This is a genomic window from Aeromonas sp. Marseille-Q5825 (assembly GCF_946892685.1).
Classification (GTDB): domain Bacteria; phylum Pseudomonadota; class Gammaproteobacteria; order Enterobacterales; family Aeromonadaceae; genus Aeromonas; species Aeromonas rivipollensis.
The window spans coordinates 740,795-762,129 of record NZ_CAMPOU010000001.1; the positions used below are offsets into that span (position 1 = coordinate 740,795).

The window sequence follows — 21,335 nt, forward strand, 5'->3', positions numbered from 1 at the left end:
GCCAAAAATATGGCGATAAATCCCGATAAGTCGCTGAAATAAGAAAATGTTTTCATAACTTTCTGGAAGAAAATACGTAATTGCATTTCAAAAATGCGAGGCGTGTCATGTGAGGCGTTGCAGGCTTGGGATAATATTCATCTCGCACACAATGCTCTTACAGCGCGGAACTAATACAAGGAAAGGCTCATGAAAAAGAAATTGCTGTCATCCCTGATCGGTCTGGCTACCCTGGGTGTGGCTTGCTCAGCCACTGCTGCGATTGACGAAGGTCAGCTGACCATCTGGATCAACGGTGACAAGGGCTACAACGGCCTGGCCGAAGTAGGCAAGAAGTTTGAAGCCGAGACCGGCATCAAGGTGACCGTCGCGCACCCGGACCAGGTAGAAGTGAAGTTCCAGCAAGCTGCCGCCACCGGCAACGGCCCGGACATCTTCTTCTGGGCTCACGACCGTTACGGTGAGTGGGTCAAGGCCGGTCTGCTGGTGCCAGTGACGCCGAACGCCGCCACCAAGGCCAAGTTCGAGCAGTTCGCCTGGGACGCCATGGCAGTCGATGGCAAGACCTATGGCTACCCGGTCGCGGTCGAAGCCGTCAGCCTGATTTACAACAAGGATCTGTTGCCCAACCCGCCCAAGACCTTCGAAGAGATCGCCAAGATCGACGAAGAGCTGAAGAAGAGTGGCAAGCGCGCCATCATGTGGGCCTATGACACCCCCTACTTCAGCTACCCCCTGGTGGCTGCCAACGGTGGTTACGCCTTCAAGAAAACCGCCACCGGTTATGACGTGAAAGATACCGGCGTGAACAACGCAGGCGCCAAGGCCGGTGTGGGCTACATCTCCGAGATGATCAAATCCGGTCACCTGGAAAAAGGCATCGACTACGGTGTGATGGATGCCAAGTTCAACAAGGGCGAAGTAGCCATGATGATCAACGGTCCCTGGGCCTGGAGCAACCTGGACAAGAGCGGCATCAAGTACGGCGTAGCGCCGCTGCCGACCCTGAACGGCAAGCCGGCCAAGGCCTTCGTTGGCGTATTGGGTGCCACCATCAACGCCGCCAGCCCGAACAAGGATCTGGCCATCGAGTTCCTGGAAAACTACCTGCTGACCGACGCCGGTCTGGCACCGGTGAACGCCGACAAGCCGCTGGGCGCCGTGGCACTGAAGTCCTTCCAGAAGACCCTGGAATCCGATGCCAACATCAAGGCGACCATGCAGAACGCCCAGAATGGCGAGCCGATGCCGTCCGTGCCTGAGATGAGCCGTTTCTGGTCTTCCTTCGAAACAGCCCTCAAGAACGTCACCTCTGGCCGTCAGAGCGTTGACGAAGCCCTGGATACCGCTGCCAAGCGCATCGTCCAGTAAGCTAGCACCAGGGAGGCCTTCGGGCCTCCCACTCTCTCCAATCTCTCTTGGCGCAATAAAGGTTAATTGGCATGGAAGTTGTACCTTCTATCGAATCCTATGCCGGTCCGAAGAAAGACAAGTACGTCTGGCTGAAGTGGACCATGGCGGCACTGATTGCAGTGCTTAATGGTTATGCGGCCGTGATGATGTATGCCAGCGGCGAGTGGGTGTTTGCCCTGCTCGATCTGGTGGTCGTTTCTGTCGGTCTCTATGTCTTCATGAACAAGAAGACCTATGCCCACCGCTATATCTTCCCCGGTGTGGCAGGCATGGTTGTTTTTATCATCTTCCCTCTTGCCTACACGATCGGCATCGCCTTCACCAACTACTCGGGTGCCAACCTGCTCTCTCTCGAGCAGGCACGGGATTTCCATCTGAAAAAAATCTATAAGGTGACTGGCGGTGAATTCGATTTCACCCTCCTGGGTGGTGAGAACAATCAGTTTCAGCTGCTGCTGCAACAGGACGACCAATCCTTTATCAGTCAACCCCTTACCCTGCTGAACAACAAGGCGCGTACCCTGGCCGTCCGTGAAGGACGGGTCCGTGACGAGCCACAGGTTGTTCAGCTGCAACCCCTGAACGGGGAAGCGCTCGACCAGGCGGCACCCATACGTGCCATCGTCGATCACCGCACTCACCTGAGTGCCCTGGATCTGGTACTGCCGGATGGCAACATCCACCTGACCCTGAGCAGCCTGCGCAAGTTTGCGGCGCAAAAGCCGCTCTATACCCAGCTGGTGGACGGGGCCGTGCTCAAGTCCGGAGTCGTTATCAAGGACGGCAACCTGCTGCGGGACAACCAGAACGGCGAGCTGATGCTGCCGAACCCGGACACCGGCTTCTATCAGTACATAGATGCTGACGGTCACTTCGTCGGCAAGGGCATGGCCCCTGGCTTCGTGGTGAGCGTGGGCTGGAAGAACTTCGTCCGCATCATGACAGACCCGGGCATCCAGGGTCCCTTCATGCAGATCTTCGTCTGGACCGTGATCTTCTCCGCCTGCTCCGTGGCCTTCACCCTGGCCATCGGCATGGTGATGGCCTGTCTGGTGCAGTGGGAGCAGCTCAGGGGGCGCGGTTTCTACCGGGTCATGCTGATCCTGCCCTATGCGATACCGGCGTTCATCTCCATCCTGGTGTTCAAGGGCTTGTTCAACCAGAACTTCGGCGAGATCAACCTGTTCCTGGAAGCGGCGTTCGGCATCAAGCCGGACTGGTACACCACCCCCTTCCTGGCCAAGGTGATGATCCTCATCGTCAACACCTGGCTCGGCTACCCCTACATGATGATCCTCTGCATGGGCCTGCTCAAGGCCATCCCGGAAGATCTCTATGAGGCGTCCGCCATGGACGGTGCGGGTCCGGTACAGAACTTCTTCAAGATCACAGTGCCGCTCCTGATGAAGCCGCTGACTCCCCTGTTGATTGCATCCTTTGCCTTCAACTTCAACAACTTCGTACTCATACAGTTGTTGACCAACGGGGCGCCGGACATCATAGGGGCCAGTACCCCGGCCGGGACCACGGATCTGCTGGTGAACTACACCTACCGGATCGCGTTCCAGGGCTCGGGTGGTCAGGACTACGGTCTGGCCAGTGCCATCGCCACCGCCATCTTCCTGATCGTCGGCGCGCTTGCACTGCTCAACCTGAAATTGTCCAAAGCGGACAAGCTGTAAGGAGGCTTCTCAATGGCTATCGTACAACCCAAATCAGTGAAATACCGGGTGTGGGCAACCCACCTGGTCATGTGGGGCTTCCTGGCGCTGATCATCTTCCCGGTGATCATGGTTATCGCCATCTCGTTCCGTAACGGCAACTTCTCGGTAGGGGAGATAATCCCCTCCAACCCGACCCTGGATCACTGGAAACTGGCGCTTGGCATGTCCATCACCAACACCGATGGCAGCATAACGCCGCCGCCGTTCCCTGTGCTGACCTGGCTGTGGAACTCCATCAAGATCGCGGGCATCACGGCCCTGATGATAGTGGTGCTTTCCACCACCTGTGCCTATGCGTTTGCCCGTCTGCGGTTCCGTGGCAAGCAGACCATATTGCAGGGGATGCTGATCTTCCAGATGTTCCCGGCGGTGCTGGCGCTGGTGGCCATCTATGCGCTGTTCAACAAGATTGGCGACTACATCCCCTGGCTGGGTCTGAACACCCACGGCGGTCTGATCCTGGCCTACATGGGCGGCATAGCGCTGCACGTCTGGACCATCAAGGGCTACTTCGAGACCATAGACTCTTCCCTGGAAGAGGCGGCGGCCATCGATGGGGCGACCCCCTGGCAGGCATTCAGGTTGATCCTGCTGCCCCTGTCGGTGCCCATACTGGCGGTGGTCTTCATTCTGGCCTTCATCGGCTCCATCACCGAGGTGCCCGTGGCCTCCATCCTGCTGCAGGATGTGAACAACCTGACCCTGGCGGTCGGTGCCCAGCAATACCTCTATCCGCAGAACTATCTGTGGGGTGACTTCGCCGCCGCCGCCGTGCTGTCCGGCCTGCCCATCACAGTGGTGTTCCTCATGGCGCAGCGCTGGTTGGTCGGTGGCCTCACCGCGGGCGGTGTGAAAGGTTAAGTGGCGCCACGCAGCCAGCACCAAAGTGTTCCTGATGGTCAATCACAGGGCTGGTTAGTTGGTGGTCTCACCGCGGGCGGTGTGAAAGGTTAAGGTTTTAATGGCCGGGGGAGTGCTCCCCCGACTATCACGATTTGCACAGATTTCAGAGCGGAGCTCGTCATGGCTGAAGTAGTACTCAACAACGTTCGCAAAAACTACGATCCGGCTGTCCACAAGGACACGCTGCGCAACATCAACCTGGCCATCAAGGAAGGGGAGTTCATCGTCTTCGTCGGCCCGTCCGGTTGTGGCAAGTCCACCCTGCTGCGGATGATCGCAGGGCTGGAGGACATCACCAGCGGTGAGCTGACCATAGGCGGTCGTTACATGAACGACGTGCCGCCGGTGGAGCGCAACGTGGGCATGGTGTTCCAGTCCTACGCTCTCTACCCGCACATGAACATCTACGAGAACATGGCCTTCGGCCTCAAGCTCAAGAAGATGGACAAGGAGAACATCCACAAGCGGGTGATGCGTGCCGCCGAGATCCTGGGGCTCGAGCCCCTGCTGGACAGAAAGCCCAAGGCGCTCTCCGGCGGTCAGCGCCAGCGGGTGGCCATAGGTCGCTCCATAGTGCAGCAACCCCAGGTGTTCCTGTTTGACGAACCCTTGTCCAACCTGGATGCCGCCCTGCGGGTCAAGATGCGCATCGAGATCGCCAAGCTGCACAAGGAGCTCAACTCCACCATCATCTACGTGACCCACGATCAGGTGGAGGCCATGACCCTGGCCAACCGCATCGTGGTGTTGAGCCCGCTCAAGGGCGAGGCGACCACCAACCTGGAGCAGTTCGGCACGCCGCTCGAGCTCTACCACAACCCGGACAACAAGTTCGTGGCGGGCTTCATCGGCTCACCCAAGATGAACTTCCTGGCGGGGGAGCTGCTGGAGATAGGCGAGCAGGAGTGCGTGGTCAAGCTGACTTCCGGCGACACAGTGCGTGCCCGGGTCGATGCCCGCAGCGGCGCCGTCGGTGACAAGGTGGAGCTGGGCATTCGTCCCGAGCACCTGGTGCCGCTGGATCACGCCCACGCCGACAGCAAGGTGAGCGGCATAGTCCAGGTGGCAGAGCACCTGGGGGCCGAGTCCTTCGTCTACATGGACGTGGATGGCCACGACTTCACCGTCAAGGCCAGCTCGGATGTGGACGTGGCCACCGGTCAGGAGTACAGCGTCGGTATTCCGGCCGAGGCCTGCTATCTGTTCGATGTCAAGGAGCAGGCGTTCCCCCGTACCGCCAGATATATCCGCACCTGATGGTGTTGCTGTGCAGGTTTCCATAGTATTCAATGCCTTTTTGCCGGTCGAATGACCGGCTTTTTATTGCCTGCCCTGTGGGAAACCGGGCAGGCGGGGTGACGGGGTGAAGGCTTAGAGCTCGGCGGTGATGTCGGGCACGAAGGTCTGGCTGGCCAGGGGAGGGCGCTCATAGCCCTCTGTCTTGATGGGGGGCAGCTTGATGGGCTCGTAGTGGATCGCCTCGTAGGGCACCTTGCCGAGCAGGTGGGCGATGCAGTTGAGGCGGGCACGGCGCTTGTCGTCGGCATCGACCACGAACCAGGGGCTGTCCTCGGTATCCGTGTAGGTGAACATGTCATCCTTGGCGCGCGAATACTCCACCCAGCGGGAGCGGGACTGCAAGTCCATGGGGCTGAATTTCCAGCGCTTGATGGGGGTGTTGATGCGCTCCTTGAAGCGCTTCTCCTGCTCTTCATCACTGACCGAGAACCAGTACTTGATGAGGGTGATGCCGGAGCGAGTCAGCATCCGCTCGAACTCGGGGCAGGCACGCAGAAACTCGCGGTATTCGGCGTCGGTGCAAAAACCCATCACCCGCTCCACCCCGGCCCTGTTGTACCAGGAGCGATCGAACAGCACCATCTCGCCTGCCGACGGGAGGTGGGCGGCATAGCGCTGGAAGTACCACTGGGTGCGCTCCCGGTCCGAGGGGGCGGGCAGGGCGGTGACCCGGCAGACCCGGGGGTTGAGGGGCTCGGTGATCGCCTTGATGACGCCCCCCTTGCCGGCGGCATCGCGCCCCTCGAACAGCACCACCACCTTGAGCCCCTCCTGCTTGACCCACTCCTGCAGCCTGACCAGCTCCTCCTGCAGCTGAGTGAGGTGGTGTTCATAGGTCTTCTTGTCCAGGCGCGGGCGTTTCTTGCTCTTTTCCTTCGGCATGATCTTCTCCTGTTTGAGTCCTTTCTGTGCGTCACCCCAGCTTGCACCAGGGAGGCGCCACTGCCAAGGTCGGCGTGTTACACTGCCGCCCCATCGCTGCCAGCAAAACAGAAGAAAACATGAGGCAATTTATGGCGATTGATACTGCCGTCTCATCATCAGCAGCTGGCAACAGAAAAAACATCAAGCCATGTATGGCGATTTACACTGCCGCCTTATCAGCCGCTGGCAATAGCAAAAACATCAAGCCCTTTATGGCGATTTGCACTGCCGTCTCATCATCGGCAGCTGGCAACAGGAGATAACATGAAGCATTTTATGGAGATAGCGGGCCGCCGCATGGCCTATCTGGACGAGGGGCAGGGCCCTGTGCTGCTCTTTGGCCACAGCTACCTGTGGGACAGTGCCATGTGGGCGCCGCAAGTCGAGGCGCTCAAGGGTAGCTATCGCTGCATAGTGCCCGAGCTCTGGGGCCACGGGGATTCAGACTCTTTGCCGGAAGGCCCCTGCTCCCTTGAGACCCTGGCCCGGGATCACCTGGCCCTGCTCGATGCCCTCGACATAGAGGAGTGCGTGCTGGTGGGACTCTCCATTGGCGGCATGTGGGGCGTGGAGTTGGTCAGGATGGCCCCGGCGCGGCTCAAGGGAGTGGTGCTGATGGACACCTTCGTTGGCTGGGAGCCCCAGATCCCCTGCGAGCGCTACCTCGGCATGCTGGCCATGATAGAGCAGCTTGGCAGTCTGCCGGCCCCCGTCATCGATCAGGTGGCGCCGCTGTTCTTTGCCCATGAGCCGGATCCCGCCCTGATGAGCGGCTTCAAGGCACGCCTCGCCAGCTGGCCAGCGGATCAGGTGGCTAGCCTGGTGGCGGTGGGGCGCAGCTTCGTGACCCGGGAGGATCGCATCGAGTGGCTCGAAGAGATGGACGTGCCGAGCCTGGTGATGACAGGCTGCGAGGACAAGGCGCGCCCTGTGCTGGAGGGCTATCTGATGGCCGAGGCACTGGCCTGCCCCTTCAAGGAGATCCCGGCCGCGGGCCACATCTCGACCCTGGAGAACCCCGAGTTCGTCAACCGGACCCTGGCCGAGTTTCTGGCCACCCTGTGATGGCCCCTTGGCGCGCGCCAGTCACATCAAACAAGAAGGGAGCCATGGGCTCCCTTCTTGCTGGTTGGCGGTGGGGTTACCAGATGTAACCCACGGCGAAGCCGGCGTAGAGCTCCCCCTTGTGCTGGACTATGGGGCTGTCCGCTATGTCGTCGTCGTAGAGCTCGTAGTTGGCGGCAAACATGCCGATCCAGTGGGGGCTGAAACGGTAGCTGGTGATGATGGCCGCCATGGGTGAGAGGGTGGTGCCCGTGTCCCACTCTGGGCGCAGCCCCGTGGCCTCGCCCCCCGAGACGCCGCCAAAGTAGTAGTTCGCCATCTTGTCGCTGCGGATCATCATCCCCATGCCGGGCATGATGAGCAGCCTGTCCCGCAATATGGGGAAGTCGGCCCACAGCAGCAGCTCCTGGCCGTTGCTGCGCCCGGTCACGTCCGTGCTGAGGCGGGTGCTGAGCAGGGCATAGGGGGTGATGAGGCTGGCGCCTATGCCTCCTTCCAGCTCCCACTTGCGCGGTTCCATGCCAGCCAGCTCGGGGGCATCGTCGGGATCCAGGTTGCCAAAGCGCATCCTGCCGTAACCGTAGGCGGCGAAACTGTCATCCTTGTGAAAGTAGTAGCGGGCCCTGTCCCCGAGGAACATGAACTGCTCGCCGAAGTAGATGAAGCCGGGCACGGCAAGGGCCGTGTCATCCTGGCCCTGATAGCGGGCATCGCCACCGATGACGGCGCCACCCAGCACCAGTCCCTTGGGCACCGGGCTGGTGGGGCTGTCCTGCACGAAGATATCGAGGGAGCCGAGATCGACCTCGGCCTGGGCCGGGGTCGCGAACAGCAGGGTCAGGAGCGCGCCAAGCGCGGCGCTGTGCAGGGGGCGAACAGGGGACATGGACTGATCCTTCAGAGTCGGGGCTGGCAGAGCATACTGCCGATGGCCTTGTCAGTGAAGCCTGTTTTTATTTGAAATTCAAGTCGATAGCGTCGTTGTGCTGCAGCTGGATTCAGGCGGGAACCGAGTCCGTGGTCGATGAGTTCGCGGTAATAAAAAAGAGAGGCGAAAGCCTCTCTTCTCATCAGGGGGTAGGACGGGGTGTCTCGTCCCGCTTGGGCCAGGCGTTGAGCACAGCTTTCACCAGGGTCGCCAGGGGAATGGCGAAGAAGACTCCCCAGAATCCCCAGAGCCCGCCAAACACCAGCACGGCGATGATGATGGCCACAGGGTGCAGGTTGACCGCCTCGGAGAAGAGCAGGGGCACCAGCAGGTTGCCGTCCAGCGCCTGAATGACCAGATAGGCCACCATCAGCCAGGCGAAGTCCGGGGTCAGCCCCCACTGGAACAGGGCCACCATGGCGACGGGCACAGTCACCGCCACCGCCCCTATGTAGGGGATGAGCACGGAGAAGCCGACCGCCACCGCCAGCAGTACCGAATAGCGCAGCCCCATCAGGGCGAAGGGGATATAGGTCGCCACCCCGACGATGAGGATCTCGATCACCTTGCCGCGGATGTAGTTGATGATCTGGTCGTTCATCTCCACCCAGACCCGGTTGACCAGGGTGCGATTGCGGGGCAGGAAGCGGCGCAGGCCGCCCATCAGCACCTGCTTGTCCTTGAGCATGAAGAACACCATCAGGGGCACCAGGATGGCGTAGATGAGGATGGCCACCACGTTGATGAGGGAGCTGAGGGAAGCGCTCACCAGCTGCTCCCCCCCGGCCAGAATGCGCTGACGAATGTTGTCTATGATGGTTTCGACCAGGCTGACGTCGACTATCTCGGGGTATTTTTCCGGCAGGGTGCGCACCGCGTCCTGGGCATGGGCCAGCATGGAGGGCGCCTCCTTGGCGAGGTTGACCCCCTGGCTCACCAGTGTGGGGATGAGCCCCAGCAGCATCATGGTGGTCACAGAGAGAAACAGCAGCAGCACCAGGCTGGTGGCCAGGGGGCGGGAGAGCCCGGTGCGTTGCAGGCGGCTGACCGGCCACTCCAGCAGATAGGCCATCACCACGGCCACCAGCAGGGGAGCCAGCAGATCGCCGAACAGCCAGAGCACGGCGAAGCAGAACACCAGCAGCAGGAACAGGGCAACGGCATCGGGGTCGGAAAAACGGGTCTGATACCAGCGCTTCAATACATCTAACATCGAGGCTTCCTTGGTGTTTACCGTGTCATCAGGATGGAAAGGGGCAGCCCGGGGCCTGGCGACATCATGATGGCCGGCTCCCGACCACGAGCAGCAGGGAGAGGCGGGCGGCGGACTCCTCCAGGGGACGGACGCTGTGGCCCAGACGTTGCAGGTAGGCCGGAATGTCCTGCCGGGAGCCGGCATCCCCCAGTATGAGGTGCAGGGATTGGCCGGGTCTTGCCTGGCGCAACCAGAGCTTGAGCCGGATCAGCGGCTCGGGACAACGCCAGGGTGTCAGGTCGAGCTGTTCCATGAGGATTCCATCGCGTGCGTGGTGGTCATTATGGCCGTGATACCAGTATGAAACAACGCTTGTGGGCCTTGATGGGCAAGGGTATTCTGCCCGAGCCCCTTCTGATGGAGATAGAAACACTGTGGCCCGTTTTTCCCCCTTGATGGCATCGCTTCCCCTGCTGATATCCCTGATGAGCGCGACCTTTCAGGCTCAGGCGAACAACCAGCTGCCCGACATCGGCACCGCCGGGGTTGCCGCCCTGCCCATCGAGCAGGAAGTGCGCTATGGCAATGCCTTCATGCGGTTTGCCCGGGCGGGCTTGCCCATCATCGATGATCCCGTGCTGAGCGAATACATAGACGATCTGGGTCAGCGCCTGCTCACCAATGCCGACGGGGTGCGTTTCCCCTTTACCTTCTTCCTCATCAATGATCCCAGCATCAACGCGGCCGCCTTCCTCGGCGGGCGGGTCAAGGTGCACACCGGCCTCTTCCTCTACGCCGACAACGAGAGCGAGCTGGCCTCGGTGCTGGCTCACGAAATCACCCACGTGACCCAGCGCCACATAGCCCGTTACATGGAGGCGCAGGCGAGCAGCTCGGCCATGACTCTGGCCGGCCTGGTGGGCTCCATTGCGCTGGCGGTGATCAACCCCACCGCAGGTATAGCCGCGCTGCAGACCACCCTCGGGCTCTCCATGCAGTCGGCCATCAACTATACCCGGGACAACGAGTACGAAGCGGACCGCATCGGCATGAAGACGCTCTATGACGCCGGTTTCGATCCCATGGGCATGGCCAGCTTCTTCCAGAAACTGGCGGCGGAGTACCGCTACGCCAGCAAGCCGCCCGAGATGCTGCTCACTCACCCCCTGCCGGAGACCCGGATCAGCGAAGCCCGCGCCCGCGCCAACAGCTATGGTCGCCGTGCCTTGCCCCCCAGCCTCGACTTCTGGCTGGCCAAGGTGCGCATCCAGGTGCGCTATGGCACCGAGAGCCCCCAGGCGCTGCTCACCTACTTCGACAGCCGCCTGCAGAAGGGGGACTACCCCCTCAAAGACGCCGCCACCTATGGCAAGGCGCTGGCCCTGTTGCAGCTCAAGCGCACCGACGAGGCCGATACCCTGATGCAGAGTCTGGCCGCCCGCCATCCGGAAGATCTCTTCGTGGTAGATGCCCTGACCGACATCGATCTCGCCAAGGGGCGCAGCGCCCAGGCCATCGCCCGGCTGGAGCGCTTCCGCACCCGGATGCCGGACAACGAGGTGGTAGTGGTCAACCTCGGCAACGCCTATCTGGAGGCGGGCAACTACAAGAAGTCCATCGCCATCCTGGATCCTTATGCCCGGGAGCATGACGAGAACAGCCTGGCCTGGAGCCTGCTGTCGGATGCCTATCGCAAGGCGGGAAGGATGACGGACTTGCACATGGCGCGGGCGGAGACCCTCTCCCTGCGCGGTGATTACCAGGCGGCCATCGACGAGCTGATCGTGGCCCGTGGCACCACCAGCGACAAGCTGACCCTGGCCCGCATAGAGGCGCGCATCACCCAGCTGGAGCGGGCGAAGAAGGATCTCGATAGCCTCAAGGGCTAACGACACCGGGCATTTGCCAATACAACAAGGGCGCACCACGGTGCGCCCTTGTTGTTTATGGTGTTGATGTCGGTGACCTTGATAGCGCGCCGCGCTAGTGACTCAGGCTGCTGGCGGCCGCTCTGAGCATCTCGATCTGCTGCTGGTCGAGCTCGCCGACCAGTGTCTGCTTGAGTTTGCCCTCACTATCGAGCAGATAGCTGGTGGGCAGGGCGCCCGGGCGCGGGAAGGGGAGGCTGGCATCCGCATTGGCGATCAGCAGCGGCACCTTGATCTCGTATCGGGTTGCCAGCTGGCCCAGCTCTGCCGGGGTGGTCGGATCGTAGTTGATGGCCACCACGGCGATCTGGCCCTCCGCCGCCAGCGCGTTGAGGCGTGGCATCTCCCGCAGGCAGGGGGCGCACCAGGGGGCGAAGTAGTTGACCAGCAGCGGCTTGCCCGTCAGGGCGCTCAGGCTGAGGTTGTTGCCCGCCCCGTCGGTGAACTGGGGGGCTGGCGTGCAGGCGCCCAGCAGGGCGGCCACAATCAGCCAACATATTCGTTTCATTTCCACAGGCCTCCCGCTTACCCTGCCCATCCGTTTCCCCTACAATAGCGCCATTTGTTGTCCCATCTTGCAATATCAGGGAGTTACCATGAGCGAGACCCAAATCTATCACAACCCGCGCTGCTCCAAGAGCCGCGAAACCCTGGCCTTGCTGGAACAGCACGGGGTAGTCCCCGAGGTGGTGCTCTATCTGGAACAGGCGCCGAGCGAGGATGATATCCGCACCCTGCTGACCCAGCTGGGCTTTGCCGATCCGCGCCAGCTGATGCGCACCAAGGAAGATCTCTACAAGGAGCTGGGGCTGGCTGATGTGAACGGCGATGCCCTCATTCGCGCCATGCACCAGCATCCCAAGCTCATCGAGCGCCCCATCGTCATCAAGAATGGTCAGGCCCGCATCGGCCGCCCGCCCGAGCTGGTGCTGGAGATCCTCAAGTGAGCACCCGCTTCGCCCGTCTGCTGACTCTGGTCGGCTTCTTCGGCCTGCTGGCCTGGGTCATCCTCTGGCATCTGTGGCTCTCGCCCCACCCGGATCTCAACCCCTGGTTGCTGCCGGTGATCTGGACTGTGCCGCTGCTGTTCCCCCTGAAGGGCATAGTGCAGGGCAACCCCTACACACACGCCTGGGGCAACTTCGTGCTGATGCCCTACTTCCTCCACGCCCTGACCCTGATCACCACGGATGAAGGGGAGCGGTGGCTGGCGGTGGTGGAGCTGGTGTTCACCACCCTGGCCTTCATCGGCACCATCTATTACGCCCGCCAACGCGGCCGTGAGCTTGGCCTCAGCATCCGCAAGAAAAAGGATGAAGTGCAGTAATATCGCCCTCTCAACGCCCCGCTCGGGGCGTTTTTTATTGTCCTGATCCCGCCTCGCCCTGGCCTGCTCGGTAGTGGGTGAGTTGCCCCTCACTAAAGCGCATCACCTCGGGATAGAAGCGCAGAAACCCCAGCTCACAGTCGCGCCAGCGGCCCTCATCCAGGGTATGGAGCGCCTCCCCCAGCAGCAGGGGACGACGCAGGCGCCGGCCTATTCCGTTGAGGGCCTGGCCCAGCCCCTCCCGGCGTCCGTAGGAGGCGATCCAGTCCTGCTCCGCCATCCGCTTGAGGGCCATGGGCAGCCCCTCCGGCAGGTGGGCGTGATCCGCCAGCAGCTGGCCATAACTCTGCTGCAGGAAGCGGGGCAGGGGATCCTGGCTGAATTGCTGCCAGTGGTGGCTCAGCCAGTGGTCGTAGAGCATGTCCACCAGGATGCCGCCAAAGCGGCGCCAGGGGGCCTCGAAGCAGGCGACCGCCGCCCTGTGCTCGGGGTGGGCATCGGTGAAGGCATCTATCTTGCGGTGCAGCCGGATCCCCTCATCGAAATGGGCCGCGAGGCCAGTGGGCAGGGGCCCCTTGACGAAGTCCCCCAGCAGGTTGCCGGTGAGTGAGCTTCGGGTATGGGCCGCCAGATGGAGGTGCGCCAGGTAGTTCATGGGATCAGGGTCGTTGGCAGGTCGATGGCATGGTGCTCAGAGCCTAGAGGATCCTGGTTCTGTTGGCTATGGTCAGGATTTTGCGATGGCCCTGCAAGCCCCTCTTGCAGGGCAAATTTGGGGCGTGCTAAGGTGGCTTTCATCTTTGTCACAGGACGCGACAAACCATCATGATGCGCAAAGCCAGAGGCTTTTTTCTGGCCTTCTACTTCAAGCCTTTCTACCTCTCCGAGTGGTTCGACGAATAGATCGAGGCCCCGGAGCAGCTCATTGACGCCCGCCAATCATTGATACCTGTCGATCATTGATACCCATGGGGGCGTGATCTCGCTCATCCGCGTTTTGCCGTTTGTTGGCCATCGCTTGCCCAGGCTTGCGATGCCTTGACCGCGCCTGTGCGCTTTCTATGTAATGGAGTACTCATGATGAATACCAAACTGACCCTGTCAGCCCTGTTTGCTGCCTGCCTGCTCACCACCCCCGTCATGGCCAAGGAGTGGAAAACCGTGCGCTTTGGTGTGGAGGGCGCCTATCCTCCCTTCTCCTGGACCGATGCGTCGGGGGAGATCAAGGGCTTTGACATCGATCTCGCCAATGCCCTGTGCCAGCAGATGGCCGTCAAGTGCGAGCTGGTGGCGCAGGACTGGGACGGCATGATCCCGGCCCTGCTGTCGCGCAAATACGACGGGATCATCGCCGCCATGTCGATCACCGACGAGCGGCGCAAGAAGGTGGATTTCACCGCGAAATATGCCCATATCCCCAACCGCTTCGTGGCGGCCAAGGGCACAACGCTGGAGCTGACCCCGGCGGGGATGGCAGGCAAGCGCATAGGTGTGCAGCGCGCCACCACCCACGACAAGTACCTGACGGACAACTTTGGCTCCGACGTCACCATAGTGCGTTACGGCAATGCCGATGAGGCCTATCTCGATCTGAAGGCGGGCCGGGTGCTGGCCTTGCTGGCCGACGCCTCGGCCATCGATCAGGGGCTGCTCAGCAAGGCGGGCGGGGACAAGTTCGAGTATGTGGGGCCGGCCCTGACCGATCGCCAGTGGTTTGGTGACGGCATGGGAATTGCTGTACGCAAGGGCGATCAGGATCTCAAGGCCAAGCTGGACGAGGCGATCAAGGCCCTGCGGGCCAATGGCAAGTATCAGGAGATCAACCAGAAGTACTTCAAGTACGATATTTATGGTGGTTGATGGGGGGGAGGGAGCTTGCTCCCTCTCTTTTTTCGCAGCAAGCGGTGATGAAACAAGGAGATGCCCATGTTGACCCTGATCGAGGGTGCGGAAATTCATAGCCCGGCCCCGCTCGGCCAGCAGGATCTGCTGGTGGCCGACGGCCGCATCGCCTGGCTGGGCAAGGGGCTGACAGTCCCCCCTGACTGGCCGCTGGTGCGCGTCGACGGCCGTGGCCGCTATCTGGTGCCCGGGTTGGTGGATCCCCTGGCCCACATCACCGGCGGCGGTGGGGAGGGCGGCTTTGCCTTTCGCACCCCTGAACTCGCGGCGGGGGAGGCCCTGGCGGCGGGTGTCACCACCCTGGTGGCGGCGCTCGGCACCGACAGCCTGACCCGCACCCCGGCCCAGGTGCTCGGCAAGGTGCGCGAGTTTCGCGCCGCCGGGGTGAGTGCTTACATGTATACCGGCTCCTATCACCTGCCGGTCAAGACCCTCACCGGCAGGGTGGAGTCGGACATCATGCTGATCCCCGAGGTGCTGGGGGTGGGGGAGCTGGCCATCAGCGATCACAGATCCAGTGCGCCGACTCATGACGAGCTGGCACGGCTGGTGAGCGAGGCGCGGGTGGCCGGGCTGCTCGCGGGCAAGAGCGGGGTCAGCTTCTTCCACGTCGGGGACGGCCGCGGGGCCCTGGCACCGCTGCGGGCCCTGCGCGATGGCACCGACATTCCCCTGCGCCAGCTCTATCCCACCCACTGCAACCGCAACCCCTGGCTCTTTGCCGAGGCCATCGACTGGGGCCGGGAGGGGGGCTGGATCGATCTCACCACCTCGAGCTTTCCCGAGCTGCTGGACGATGGCGAGCAACTGGCGGCAGAGGCGCTGGTGGCGCTGCTGGCGGCCGGTGTGCCTGCCGATCGCATCAGCTTCAGCTCGGATGCCAACGCCAGCCTGCCGCGATTTGACGGCGAGGGGCGCCTTGTGGAGATGCGCTGCGGCCAGATTGCCAGCCTGTGGCAGGAGTGCGTTCGCGCCTGCGCCCTCGGGGTATCGCTCGAGGTCGCCCTGGGGGTGGTCACGGCCAATCCGGCGCGTGCCCTGGGGCTGGCTGGCAAGGGGGTGATAGGAGTGGGGCAGGATGCGGATCTGCTGCTGATAGCACCGGAGCACCTCGCCATCGAGAGAGTGATGAGCGGTGGCCAGTGGCGAACCTAGAGATGGCGCGCCCCTGAACCAACAAAAAGCCCGGCACTGCTGCCGGGCTTTTTTCCACCTGAGTGGTCGCGCCAGGCTCAGATAGCGAGGAAGCCCAGGATCAGGATGGGGCCGAGCAGGCTCAGGATAAAGCCCGAGACGATGGCCACCGGCACCACCTGGATGCCGCCGGATTTCTGGATGACCGGCAGGGTGAAGTCGAGCGCGGTGGCGCCGCCATAGCCGATGGCGGCGGAGGGGTGACGACGCATCAGCACCGGAATGATGAGGATGGCGATGAGCTCGCGTCCCAGATCGTTGATGAAGGCGGCGGAGCCGAGCACTGGCCCCAGCTTGTCGGCCACCAGTATGCCCGACAGCGAATACCAGCCGAAGCTGGAGGCGAGCGCCAGGGCGTGGCTAGAGGGCATCCCCAGCAACTGGGCCGCCAGCAGGCTGCCGAGCCAGCTGCTGAGGATGACGGTGGCGGCTATCTTCATGCCCCAGGGGTTGAGCAGGATCTGGCGCAGCCGCATGCCGGAGTTGCGCATCTGGATGCCGATGAGCAGCAGCAACAGCATCAGGGCCCACTCGCTCCATTTGTCGATGGGCAGGGCGCGCAAGTCCACCAGCAGCCCCAGCAACACGCCGCCGAGCACCACGAAGCAGAGCTGGAGGGACTCCCACAACAGATGCAGCTTGCTCGGCATCTTGGCGTCGCTCGCCTCATGGGTGGGGGGGCTGCGTCTGTCCAGCCACCAGAGTGCCAGCAGGTTGCAGGCGGTGATGGCGGCCAGCATCACCCCGGCCACCTTGAAGATCACCGCCAGGTTGCTGCCGAGGTTCTCCACATAGGCCAGCCCCAGCCCCATCAGGAACAGGATGAGGTAGACCATCTTGCCCAGCGACTGATTGATCAGCTTGATGAGCCGGGTGGAGGAGAGGGGGACAAGATAGCCAATCACCAGCGGCAGCAGGATCAGCAACACATTCAGCAACATTGGGGCCTCGGTCACAAAACTGGGAAAACGACACATTACCACTACTTTTTGGCCAAGAGTCATAAATCCATGATTTTGTATGCTTCATTCGACCCTTTTTTTATCGGTTTGTTACTTTTGCATGGCGAGGCCGCCTTCCCTGAGCCCTCTGGTCTCGGGTCGTCATCGCCAATAAAATCAATTCCATTTCGAAAAAAGTGCGTTTTGTTCGGCCGAGGTGGGGTGAATAAAGTGACTCTGAATGGCTTCTGACTGAAATGGCTGAATCTTCTTGCTACTGGTGCGTTCCGGGTATAAAAAGGCGGTATCCCAGAGATGGCGCAAAGCGGATTTTATGCAGACAAAGTGCTGAAAAATACCGCCAAGGCCAATAAAAATACAGATAAACCACTAAATACCTCGGTTCTGTATTGTTTTTTAACTACCTGAATGATATTTTCGCTGAAGGTTGCCATCGGTTAACTTTTTGTTAAATTTGCGATGGTGGAGTCACGCCGTAGCGGCGTCTAGGGACAGACAAGGTTGTAATGGATGAGCGACGTTGCCGCACTGGAAGTTCGTGAACTGCACAAGTATTTTGGCACCCACGAAGTGCTCAAGGGCATCGATATGACGGCCCGCAAGGGGGATGTTATCTCCCTGATCGGCTCCTCGGGTTCGGGGAAGTCGACCTTTCTACGCTGTATCAATCTGCTGGAAACTCCCTCTTCCGGCACGGTCTCACTCCATGGCGAGCTGATCCGCATGAAGAGCAATCGGGCCGGTGAACGCCTGCCCGAGGACATGCGTCAGGTGGAGCGCATTCGCAGCCGTCTGGCCATGGTGTTTCAAAGCTTCAACCTCTGGTCGCACATGACCATAATGCAGAACATCATCGAAGTCCCCATCCAGGTGCTCAAGGTGCCCCGTGCCGAGGCCATCGCCAAGGCGGAGCAACTGCTCAACCGGGTGGGCCTGTGGGAGCGGCGCGACTACTACCCCGGTCACCTCTCCGGCGGCCAGCAGCAGCGGGCCGCCATCGCCCGTGCCCTGGCGGTCGAGCCCGAGGTGATGCTGTTCGACGAGCCCACCTCGGCGCTCGATCCCGAGCTGGTGGGCGAGGTACTCGGCCTGATGCGCGAGCTGGCCGAAGAGGGGCGCACCATGCTGGTGGTCACCCACGAGATGTCGTTCGCCCGTGACGTCTCCAACAAGGTGATGTTCCTGCACCAGGGGCGGGTGGAGGAGGAGGGTAATCCCAAGGAGATCTTCGCTCATCCCAAGTCGGAGCGATTCAAACAATTCATCTCTTCCATCTATTGATGGGGGAGCGGTATGTTCAATATTCTGCGTTTTCAACGATCGACGTGTTTATCAAGGAGAGATACATGAACAAGCTGATGCTGGCGACTGCCGTGATGACGGCCCTGTGTTCCGGTAGCCTGATGGCCAAGGAGTGGAAAGAGGTACGGATCGGGGTTGAGGGTGCCTATCCTCCCTTCTCCTGGACCGAGCCGAGCGGCGAGGTGAAAGGCTTTGATATCGACATCGCCAACGCCCTGTGTGAAGAGATGAAGGTGAAGTGCACCCTGGTCAAGCAGGACTGGGATGGCATCATTCCGGCGCTGCTGTCACGCAAGTATGACGCCATCATCGCCACCATGGACATCACCGAAGAGCGCAAGAAGAAGGTGGACTTCACCCAGAAGTACCAGCACATTCCGGCCCGCTTCGCCGCCAAGAAAGGCACCGAGGTGCAGCTCGACAAGGCCTTCATGGATGGCAAGACCATTGCCGTGCAGCGCGCCACCTCCATGGACACCTACATCACCGACAACTTCCCCAACGCCACCATCAAGCGCTACGGCACCGCAGACGAAGCCTATCTCGATCTGAAATCCGGCCGGGTTGACTATGTGATGGCCGACTCCGCCGCCATCAGCGACGGTCTGCTGAAGAAAGAGGGTGGCGATGCCTTCGAATTCGTCGGCCCGAAACTGACCGATCCCAAGTGGTTTGGCGAGGGCGCCGGCATAGCGGTACGCAAGGCTGACAAGGATCTGAAAGAGAAATTCAATGCCGCCATCCTGGCCCTGCGCGCCAACGGCAAGTACAAGGCAATCAACGACAAGTACTTCGACTTCGACGTTTACGGCGAGTAACCCCCAGGCGCGCTACCCCGGGTAGCCGCCGAAGGGATTGCGGCGAATCATCACGACAGGTTGACCCTAGTCTGTAGTCATCGGGCCCGTTGTCTCTCGCAAGGGAGCGATGGGCCCGCTTAGTTGCAATGGAGCTGCATGTGTTTGGTTTGAAAGGATATTGGGACGGGCAAGCCCGCTCAATGCGTTGCAATGGAGCCGCATATGTTTGATTTGAAAGGATACGAAGCCTCCCTGCTGGAGGGGGCCTGGGTCACCCTGGAGGTGGCACTGGCCTCCCTGCTGCTGGCGCTGGTGCTCGGCATGCTGGGGGCGCTCGCCAAGCTCTCCCCCTACAAGTGGGCGCGCGGCATCGCGACCGCCTACACCACCGTCATTCGCGGCATCCCTGATCTGGTGCTGATGATGCTGCTGTTCTTCGGCGGCCAGGTGCTGATCAACGGGATCTGTACCTGGGTCAACGAGGCCTACAACAACTACCTGCTGGAGAGCAATCCGAACCAGGAGTGGGTCTCCCTGCTGCCGGATTACATCGACATCAGCCCCTTTGCGGCCGGGGTCGCCACCATAGGCTTCATCTTCGGCGCCTACATGACCGAGACCTTCCGCGGCGCCATCCTGGCGGTGGACAAGGGAGAGCTGGAAGCCGCCCGCGCCTTTGGCATGCGGGCGACCCAGGTGTTTGTACGGATCCTCTTCCCCCAGATGATGCGCCACGCCCTGCCGGGCTTTGGCAACAACTGGCTGGTATTGCTGAAAACCACGGCCCTGGTCTCCATCATCGGGCTCGATGACATGGTGCGAAAGGCGTCCCTGGCGGCGGGCTCGACCCAGCAACCGTTTACCTTCTACATGGCGGTGGCGTTGATCTTCCTGATCTTCACCGCGGTCTCGACCTCGGCGCTCAAGTGGGCCGAGCGTCACTACGCCATCAAGACGAGGTAAGCCATGCCGTATTCAATGCAGTCATTCGTTTACTGTGATAGTCGCGGTGTCAGTGCCGAGCGTATCTACATCACGATCAAGACGAGGTAAGCCATGGATTTCTCCATCATTCTCAAGGAGTGGCCCACCTACTGGGAGGGCTTCTACACCACCATCTGGCTGGTGGCGGCCTCCCTTATGCTCGGCCTCATGCTGGCGGTGCCCATGGGCATTTTGCGCAACAGCCGCAACTGGCTGATCAAGGGGCCGATCTGGGCATATATCTACTTCTTCCGCGGCACCCCGCTGCTGGTGCAGCTGTTCATCATCTACTACGGCGCCGCCCAGTGGGAGTGGCTCAAGAACGGCCCCGCCTGGGTGCTTTTCTCCGAGGCCTGGTTCTGCGCCCTGCTGGCGTTCACCCTCAACACCGGCGCCTACACCGCCGAGATAGTGCGCGGCGCCGTGCTGAACATGCCAAAGGGGCAGATTGAGGCGGCCAATGCCTTTGGCATGAGCCGCTGGCAGACCCTCACCCGCATCATACTGCCCAACTCGTTTCGCCGTGCGCTGCCCGCCTACAGCAACGAGGTGATCTTCATGCTGCAGGGCTCGGCGGTGGCGGGCATCATCACCATAGTCGACCTGACAGGTGCGGCGCGGATCATCAACTCCCGCTATTACAGCCCGTTCGAGGCCTTCCTGACCGCTGGTCTGCTCTACATGCTGCTCACCTTCGCCATCGTCTGGCTGTTCAAGAAGTGGGAGGCCCGCTGGCACGCCCACCTGCGCCCCCGCAGCGTATGACAAAAATGAAGAAGCCCGCAGCTGTGGGCTTTTTTTATGGCCCCGGCCTCTGCAGGCTCAGCGCCCCAGATATTCCCTGTCGAAGAAGGTGTTGACCCAGTGGGGTCGGTAGACGGCGAGCAGTGTCATGGCCATGCCGTTGAGCAGGGCCTCGGGGAAGAGCAGCAGCGGCCAGATGGAGAGGTAGTCGGCACTGATGGTGTGCCAGGGGTAGGCGCCGCTCATCCCCATCAGCAGGGCACTGGCGAGGATCTTGACCGAGATGCTGAGGGCCCCCCCAAGAAAGGCGGCCACGAACAGGTAGACGAAGAGGTGGCGGGGCAGCCAGGCCCAGCTTGCCAGAAACAGCAGCCAGCTGGTGGCCACCGGCAGCGCGACACCGATGAGCGCCTGCCAGCCGAACTCCGCCAGATCGGTGACACCAAAGGCCCCGAGGATCAGCAGGGTGAGGCAGGGGGCCAGCAGGGCGAGGCGCCAGCCCAGCAGCAGGGTCAGGCTGGTGAGGCCGAGAAAGTGGATCTCCAGCCCCTCGTGGAGGCCAGCCCGCAAGGTCCAGAGCGGCACCAGGACGATGGCGCTCCCCAGGCAGAGGTGCTGATAGAGGGGGTTGGCGTGGAGGGTGCGCAGCAGGGAGGCGTTCAGGCTGAAGGCGAGCAGCACCAGCCAGAGCAGGAGGGCGGCGACTTGTCCTTCACTCATGACCTCTCCTCTTGTGCCGGC

General features: G+C 61.5%; 24 protein-coding genes. 15 read left to right on the top strand and 9 right to left on the bottom strand.

All coding sequences use genetic code 11. The features are described from left to right. Positions 1–189: 189 nt before the first annotated feature. From malE to OC537_RS03530, 4 genes are all read left to right on the top strand, one after another. Entirely contained in the window at positions 190–1,371 is a 1,182-nt protein-coding gene (gene malE, locus OC537_RS03515; protein WP_106887277.1) for a maltose/maltodextrin ABC transporter substrate-binding protein MalE, read from the top strand. A 71-nt stretch (positions 1,372–1,442) separates the two neighbouring features. After that, positions 1,443–3,095, top strand: a complete 1,653-nt coding sequence (gene malF / locus OC537_RS03520; RefSeq protein WP_234571140.1) for a maltose ABC transporter permease MalF — start codon at positions 1,443–1,445, stop codon at positions 3,093–3,095. Positions 3,096–3,107: 12 nt separating this feature from the next. Then, positions 3,108–3,998 carry a maltose ABC transporter permease MalG gene (gene malG / locus OC537_RS03525; RefSeq protein WP_262109422.1) on the top strand — a complete coding sequence of 297 codons (891 nt, stop codon included), beginning with the start codon at positions 3,108–3,110 and terminating at the stop codon, positions 3,996–3,998. 162 nt (positions 3,999–4,160) lie between these two features. After that, the gene (locus tag OC537_RS03530; protein ID WP_111912768.1) at positions 4,161–5,297 is read left to right on the top strand and encodes an ABC transporter ATP-binding protein; all 1,137 of its coding nucleotides are present in this window, start codon (positions 4,161–4,163) and stop codon (positions 5,295–5,297) included. Positions 5,298–5,411: 114 nt separating this feature from the next. Here OC537_RS03530 and ppk2 read toward each other — a convergent pair whose 3' ends face one another. Next, the gene (gene ppk2 / locus OC537_RS03535; RefSeq protein ID WP_262109425.1) at positions 5,412–6,221 is read right to left on the bottom strand and encodes a polyphosphate kinase 2; all 810 of its coding nucleotides are present in this window, start codon (positions 6,219–6,221) and stop codon (positions 5,412–5,414) included. 131 nt (positions 6,222–6,352) lie between these two features. On the opposite strand from ppk2, the gene OC537_RS03540 reads away from it, so the two are divergent. Next, positions 6,353–6,526, top strand: a complete 174-nt coding sequence (locus tag OC537_RS03540) for a hypothetical protein (RefSeq protein WP_262109428.1) — start codon at positions 6,353–6,355, stop codon at positions 6,524–6,526. Position 6,527: 1 nt separating this feature from the next. Continuing rightward, entirely contained in the window at positions 6,528–7,328 is an 801-nt protein-coding gene (locus OC537_RS03545) for an alpha/beta fold hydrolase (RefSeq protein ID WP_262109430.1), read from the top strand. 76 nt (positions 7,329–7,404) lie between these two features. Here OC537_RS03545 and OC537_RS03550 read toward each other — a convergent pair whose 3' ends face one another. From OC537_RS03550 to OC537_RS03560, 3 genes are all read right to left on the bottom strand, one after another. Then, positions 7,405–8,214 carry a MipA/OmpV family protein gene (locus OC537_RS03550; RefSeq protein WP_262109432.1) on the bottom strand — a complete coding sequence of 270 codons (810 nt, stop codon included), beginning with the start codon at positions 8,212–8,214 and terminating at the stop codon, positions 7,405–7,407. A 184-nt stretch (positions 8,215–8,398) separates the two neighbouring features. Continuing rightward, the gene (locus OC537_RS03555; protein WP_106887270.1) at positions 8,399–9,469 is read right to left on the bottom strand and encodes an AI-2E family transporter; all 1,071 of its coding nucleotides are present in this window, start codon (positions 9,467–9,469) and stop codon (positions 8,399–8,401) included. A 64-nt stretch (positions 9,470–9,533) separates the two neighbouring features. Next, the gene (locus tag OC537_RS03560; protein ID WP_106887269.1) at positions 9,534–9,764 is read right to left on the bottom strand and encodes a sulfurtransferase TusA family protein; all 231 of its coding nucleotides are present in this window, start codon (positions 9,762–9,764) and stop codon (positions 9,534–9,536) included. Between the two features lie 121 nt (positions 9,765–9,885). Between OC537_RS03560 and OC537_RS03565 the strand changes: the two genes are divergently transcribed. Then, positions 9,886–11,340 (top strand): M48 family metalloprotease, encoded by a 1,455-nt coding sequence (locus tag OC537_RS03565; RefSeq protein WP_353852474.1) that lies wholly within the window; start codon positions 9,886–9,888, stop codon positions 11,338–11,340. A 94-nt stretch (positions 11,341–11,434) separates the two neighbouring features. Here the strand turns inward: OC537_RS03565 and OC537_RS03570 are convergent, their stop codons facing one another. Further along, complete coding sequence (locus tag OC537_RS03570; RefSeq protein ID WP_262109436.1) at positions 11,435–11,917, bottom strand: TlpA family protein disulfide reductase; 483 nt, start codon at positions 11,915–11,917, stop codon at positions 11,435–11,437. A 58-nt stretch (positions 11,918–11,975) separates the two neighbouring features. On the opposite strand from OC537_RS03570, the gene arsC reads away from it, so the two are divergent. Both arsC and OC537_RS03580 read left to right on the top strand, forming a co-directional pair. Next, positions 11,976–12,326 (top strand): arsenate reductase (glutaredoxin), encoded by a 351-nt coding sequence (arsC, locus tag OC537_RS03575; protein WP_262109439.1) that lies wholly within the window; start codon positions 11,976–11,978, stop codon positions 12,324–12,326. Beyond that, positions 12,323–12,706: a DUF2069 domain-containing protein gene (locus tag OC537_RS03580; protein ID WP_139746229.1), complete on the top strand. Its 384-nt coding sequence runs from the start codon at positions 12,323–12,325 to the stop codon at positions 12,704–12,706. Before arsC ends, OC537_RS03580 begins: the two co-directional genes overlap by 4 nt. A 34-nt stretch (positions 12,707–12,740) precedes the next feature. Here OC537_RS03580 and OC537_RS03585 read toward each other — a convergent pair whose 3' ends face one another. Beyond that, a complete protein-coding gene (locus OC537_RS03585; protein WP_262109443.1) occupies positions 12,741–13,361 on the bottom strand; it encodes an ACP phosphodiesterase in 621 nt (206 codons plus the stop codon). Beyond that, the gene (locus tag OC537_RS03590; protein ID WP_262109444.1) at positions 13,358–13,645 is read right to left on the bottom strand and encodes a hypothetical protein; all 288 of its coding nucleotides are present in this window, start codon (positions 13,643–13,645) and stop codon (positions 13,358–13,360) included. Before OC537_RS03590 ends, OC537_RS03585 begins: the two co-directional genes overlap by 4 nt. A gap of 138 nt (positions 13,646–13,783) precedes the next feature. Between OC537_RS03590 and OC537_RS03595 the strand changes: the two genes are divergently transcribed. Both OC537_RS03595 and iadA read left to right on the top strand, forming a co-directional pair. Then, on the top strand, positions 13,784–14,566 hold the full coding sequence (locus OC537_RS03595; protein WP_106887264.1) for an ABC transporter substrate-binding protein: 783 nt from the start codon (positions 13,784–13,786) through the stop codon (positions 14,564–14,566). A gap of 66 nt (positions 14,567–14,632) precedes the next feature. After that, a complete protein-coding gene (gene iadA / locus OC537_RS03600; RefSeq protein ID WP_262109449.1) occupies positions 14,633–15,763 on the top strand; it encodes a beta-aspartyl-peptidase in 1,131 nt (376 codons plus the stop codon). Positions 15,764–15,840: 77 nt separating this feature from the next. Here iadA and OC537_RS03605 read toward each other — a convergent pair whose 3' ends face one another. Then, entirely contained in the window at positions 15,841–16,743 is a 903-nt protein-coding gene (locus OC537_RS03605; protein WP_106887262.1) for a lysine exporter LysO family protein, read from the bottom strand. Between the two features lie 531 nt (positions 16,744–17,274). On the opposite strand from OC537_RS03605, the gene OC537_RS03610 reads away from it, so the two are divergent. From OC537_RS03610 to OC537_RS03625, 4 genes are all read left to right on the top strand, one after another. Then, positions 17,275–18,045: an ABC transporter ATP-binding protein gene (locus OC537_RS03610; RefSeq protein ID WP_025326493.1), complete on the top strand. Its 771-nt coding sequence runs from the start codon at positions 17,275–17,277 to the stop codon at positions 18,043–18,045. A gap of 65 nt (positions 18,046–18,110) precedes the next feature. After that, positions 18,111–18,884, top strand: a complete 774-nt coding sequence (locus OC537_RS03615) for an ABC transporter substrate-binding protein (protein WP_262109453.1) — start codon at positions 18,111–18,113, stop codon at positions 18,882–18,884. A gap of 204 nt (positions 18,885–19,088) precedes the next feature. Then, complete coding sequence (locus tag OC537_RS03620; RefSeq protein WP_042649366.1) at positions 19,089–19,829, top strand: ABC transporter permease; 741 nt, start codon at positions 19,089–19,091, stop codon at positions 19,827–19,829. Positions 19,830–19,922: 93 nt separating this feature from the next. Next, complete coding sequence (locus tag OC537_RS03625; RefSeq protein ID WP_042649365.1) at positions 19,923–20,615, top strand: ABC transporter permease; 693 nt, start codon at positions 19,923–19,925, stop codon at positions 20,613–20,615. 57 nt (positions 20,616–20,672) lie between these two features. Here OC537_RS03625 and OC537_RS03630 read toward each other — a convergent pair whose 3' ends face one another. Continuing rightward, a complete protein-coding gene (locus tag OC537_RS03630; RefSeq protein ID WP_111912790.1) occupies positions 20,673–21,314 on the bottom strand; it encodes an energy-coupling factor ABC transporter permease in 642 nt (213 codons plus the stop codon). Positions 21,315–21,335 lie beyond the last annotated feature (21 nt).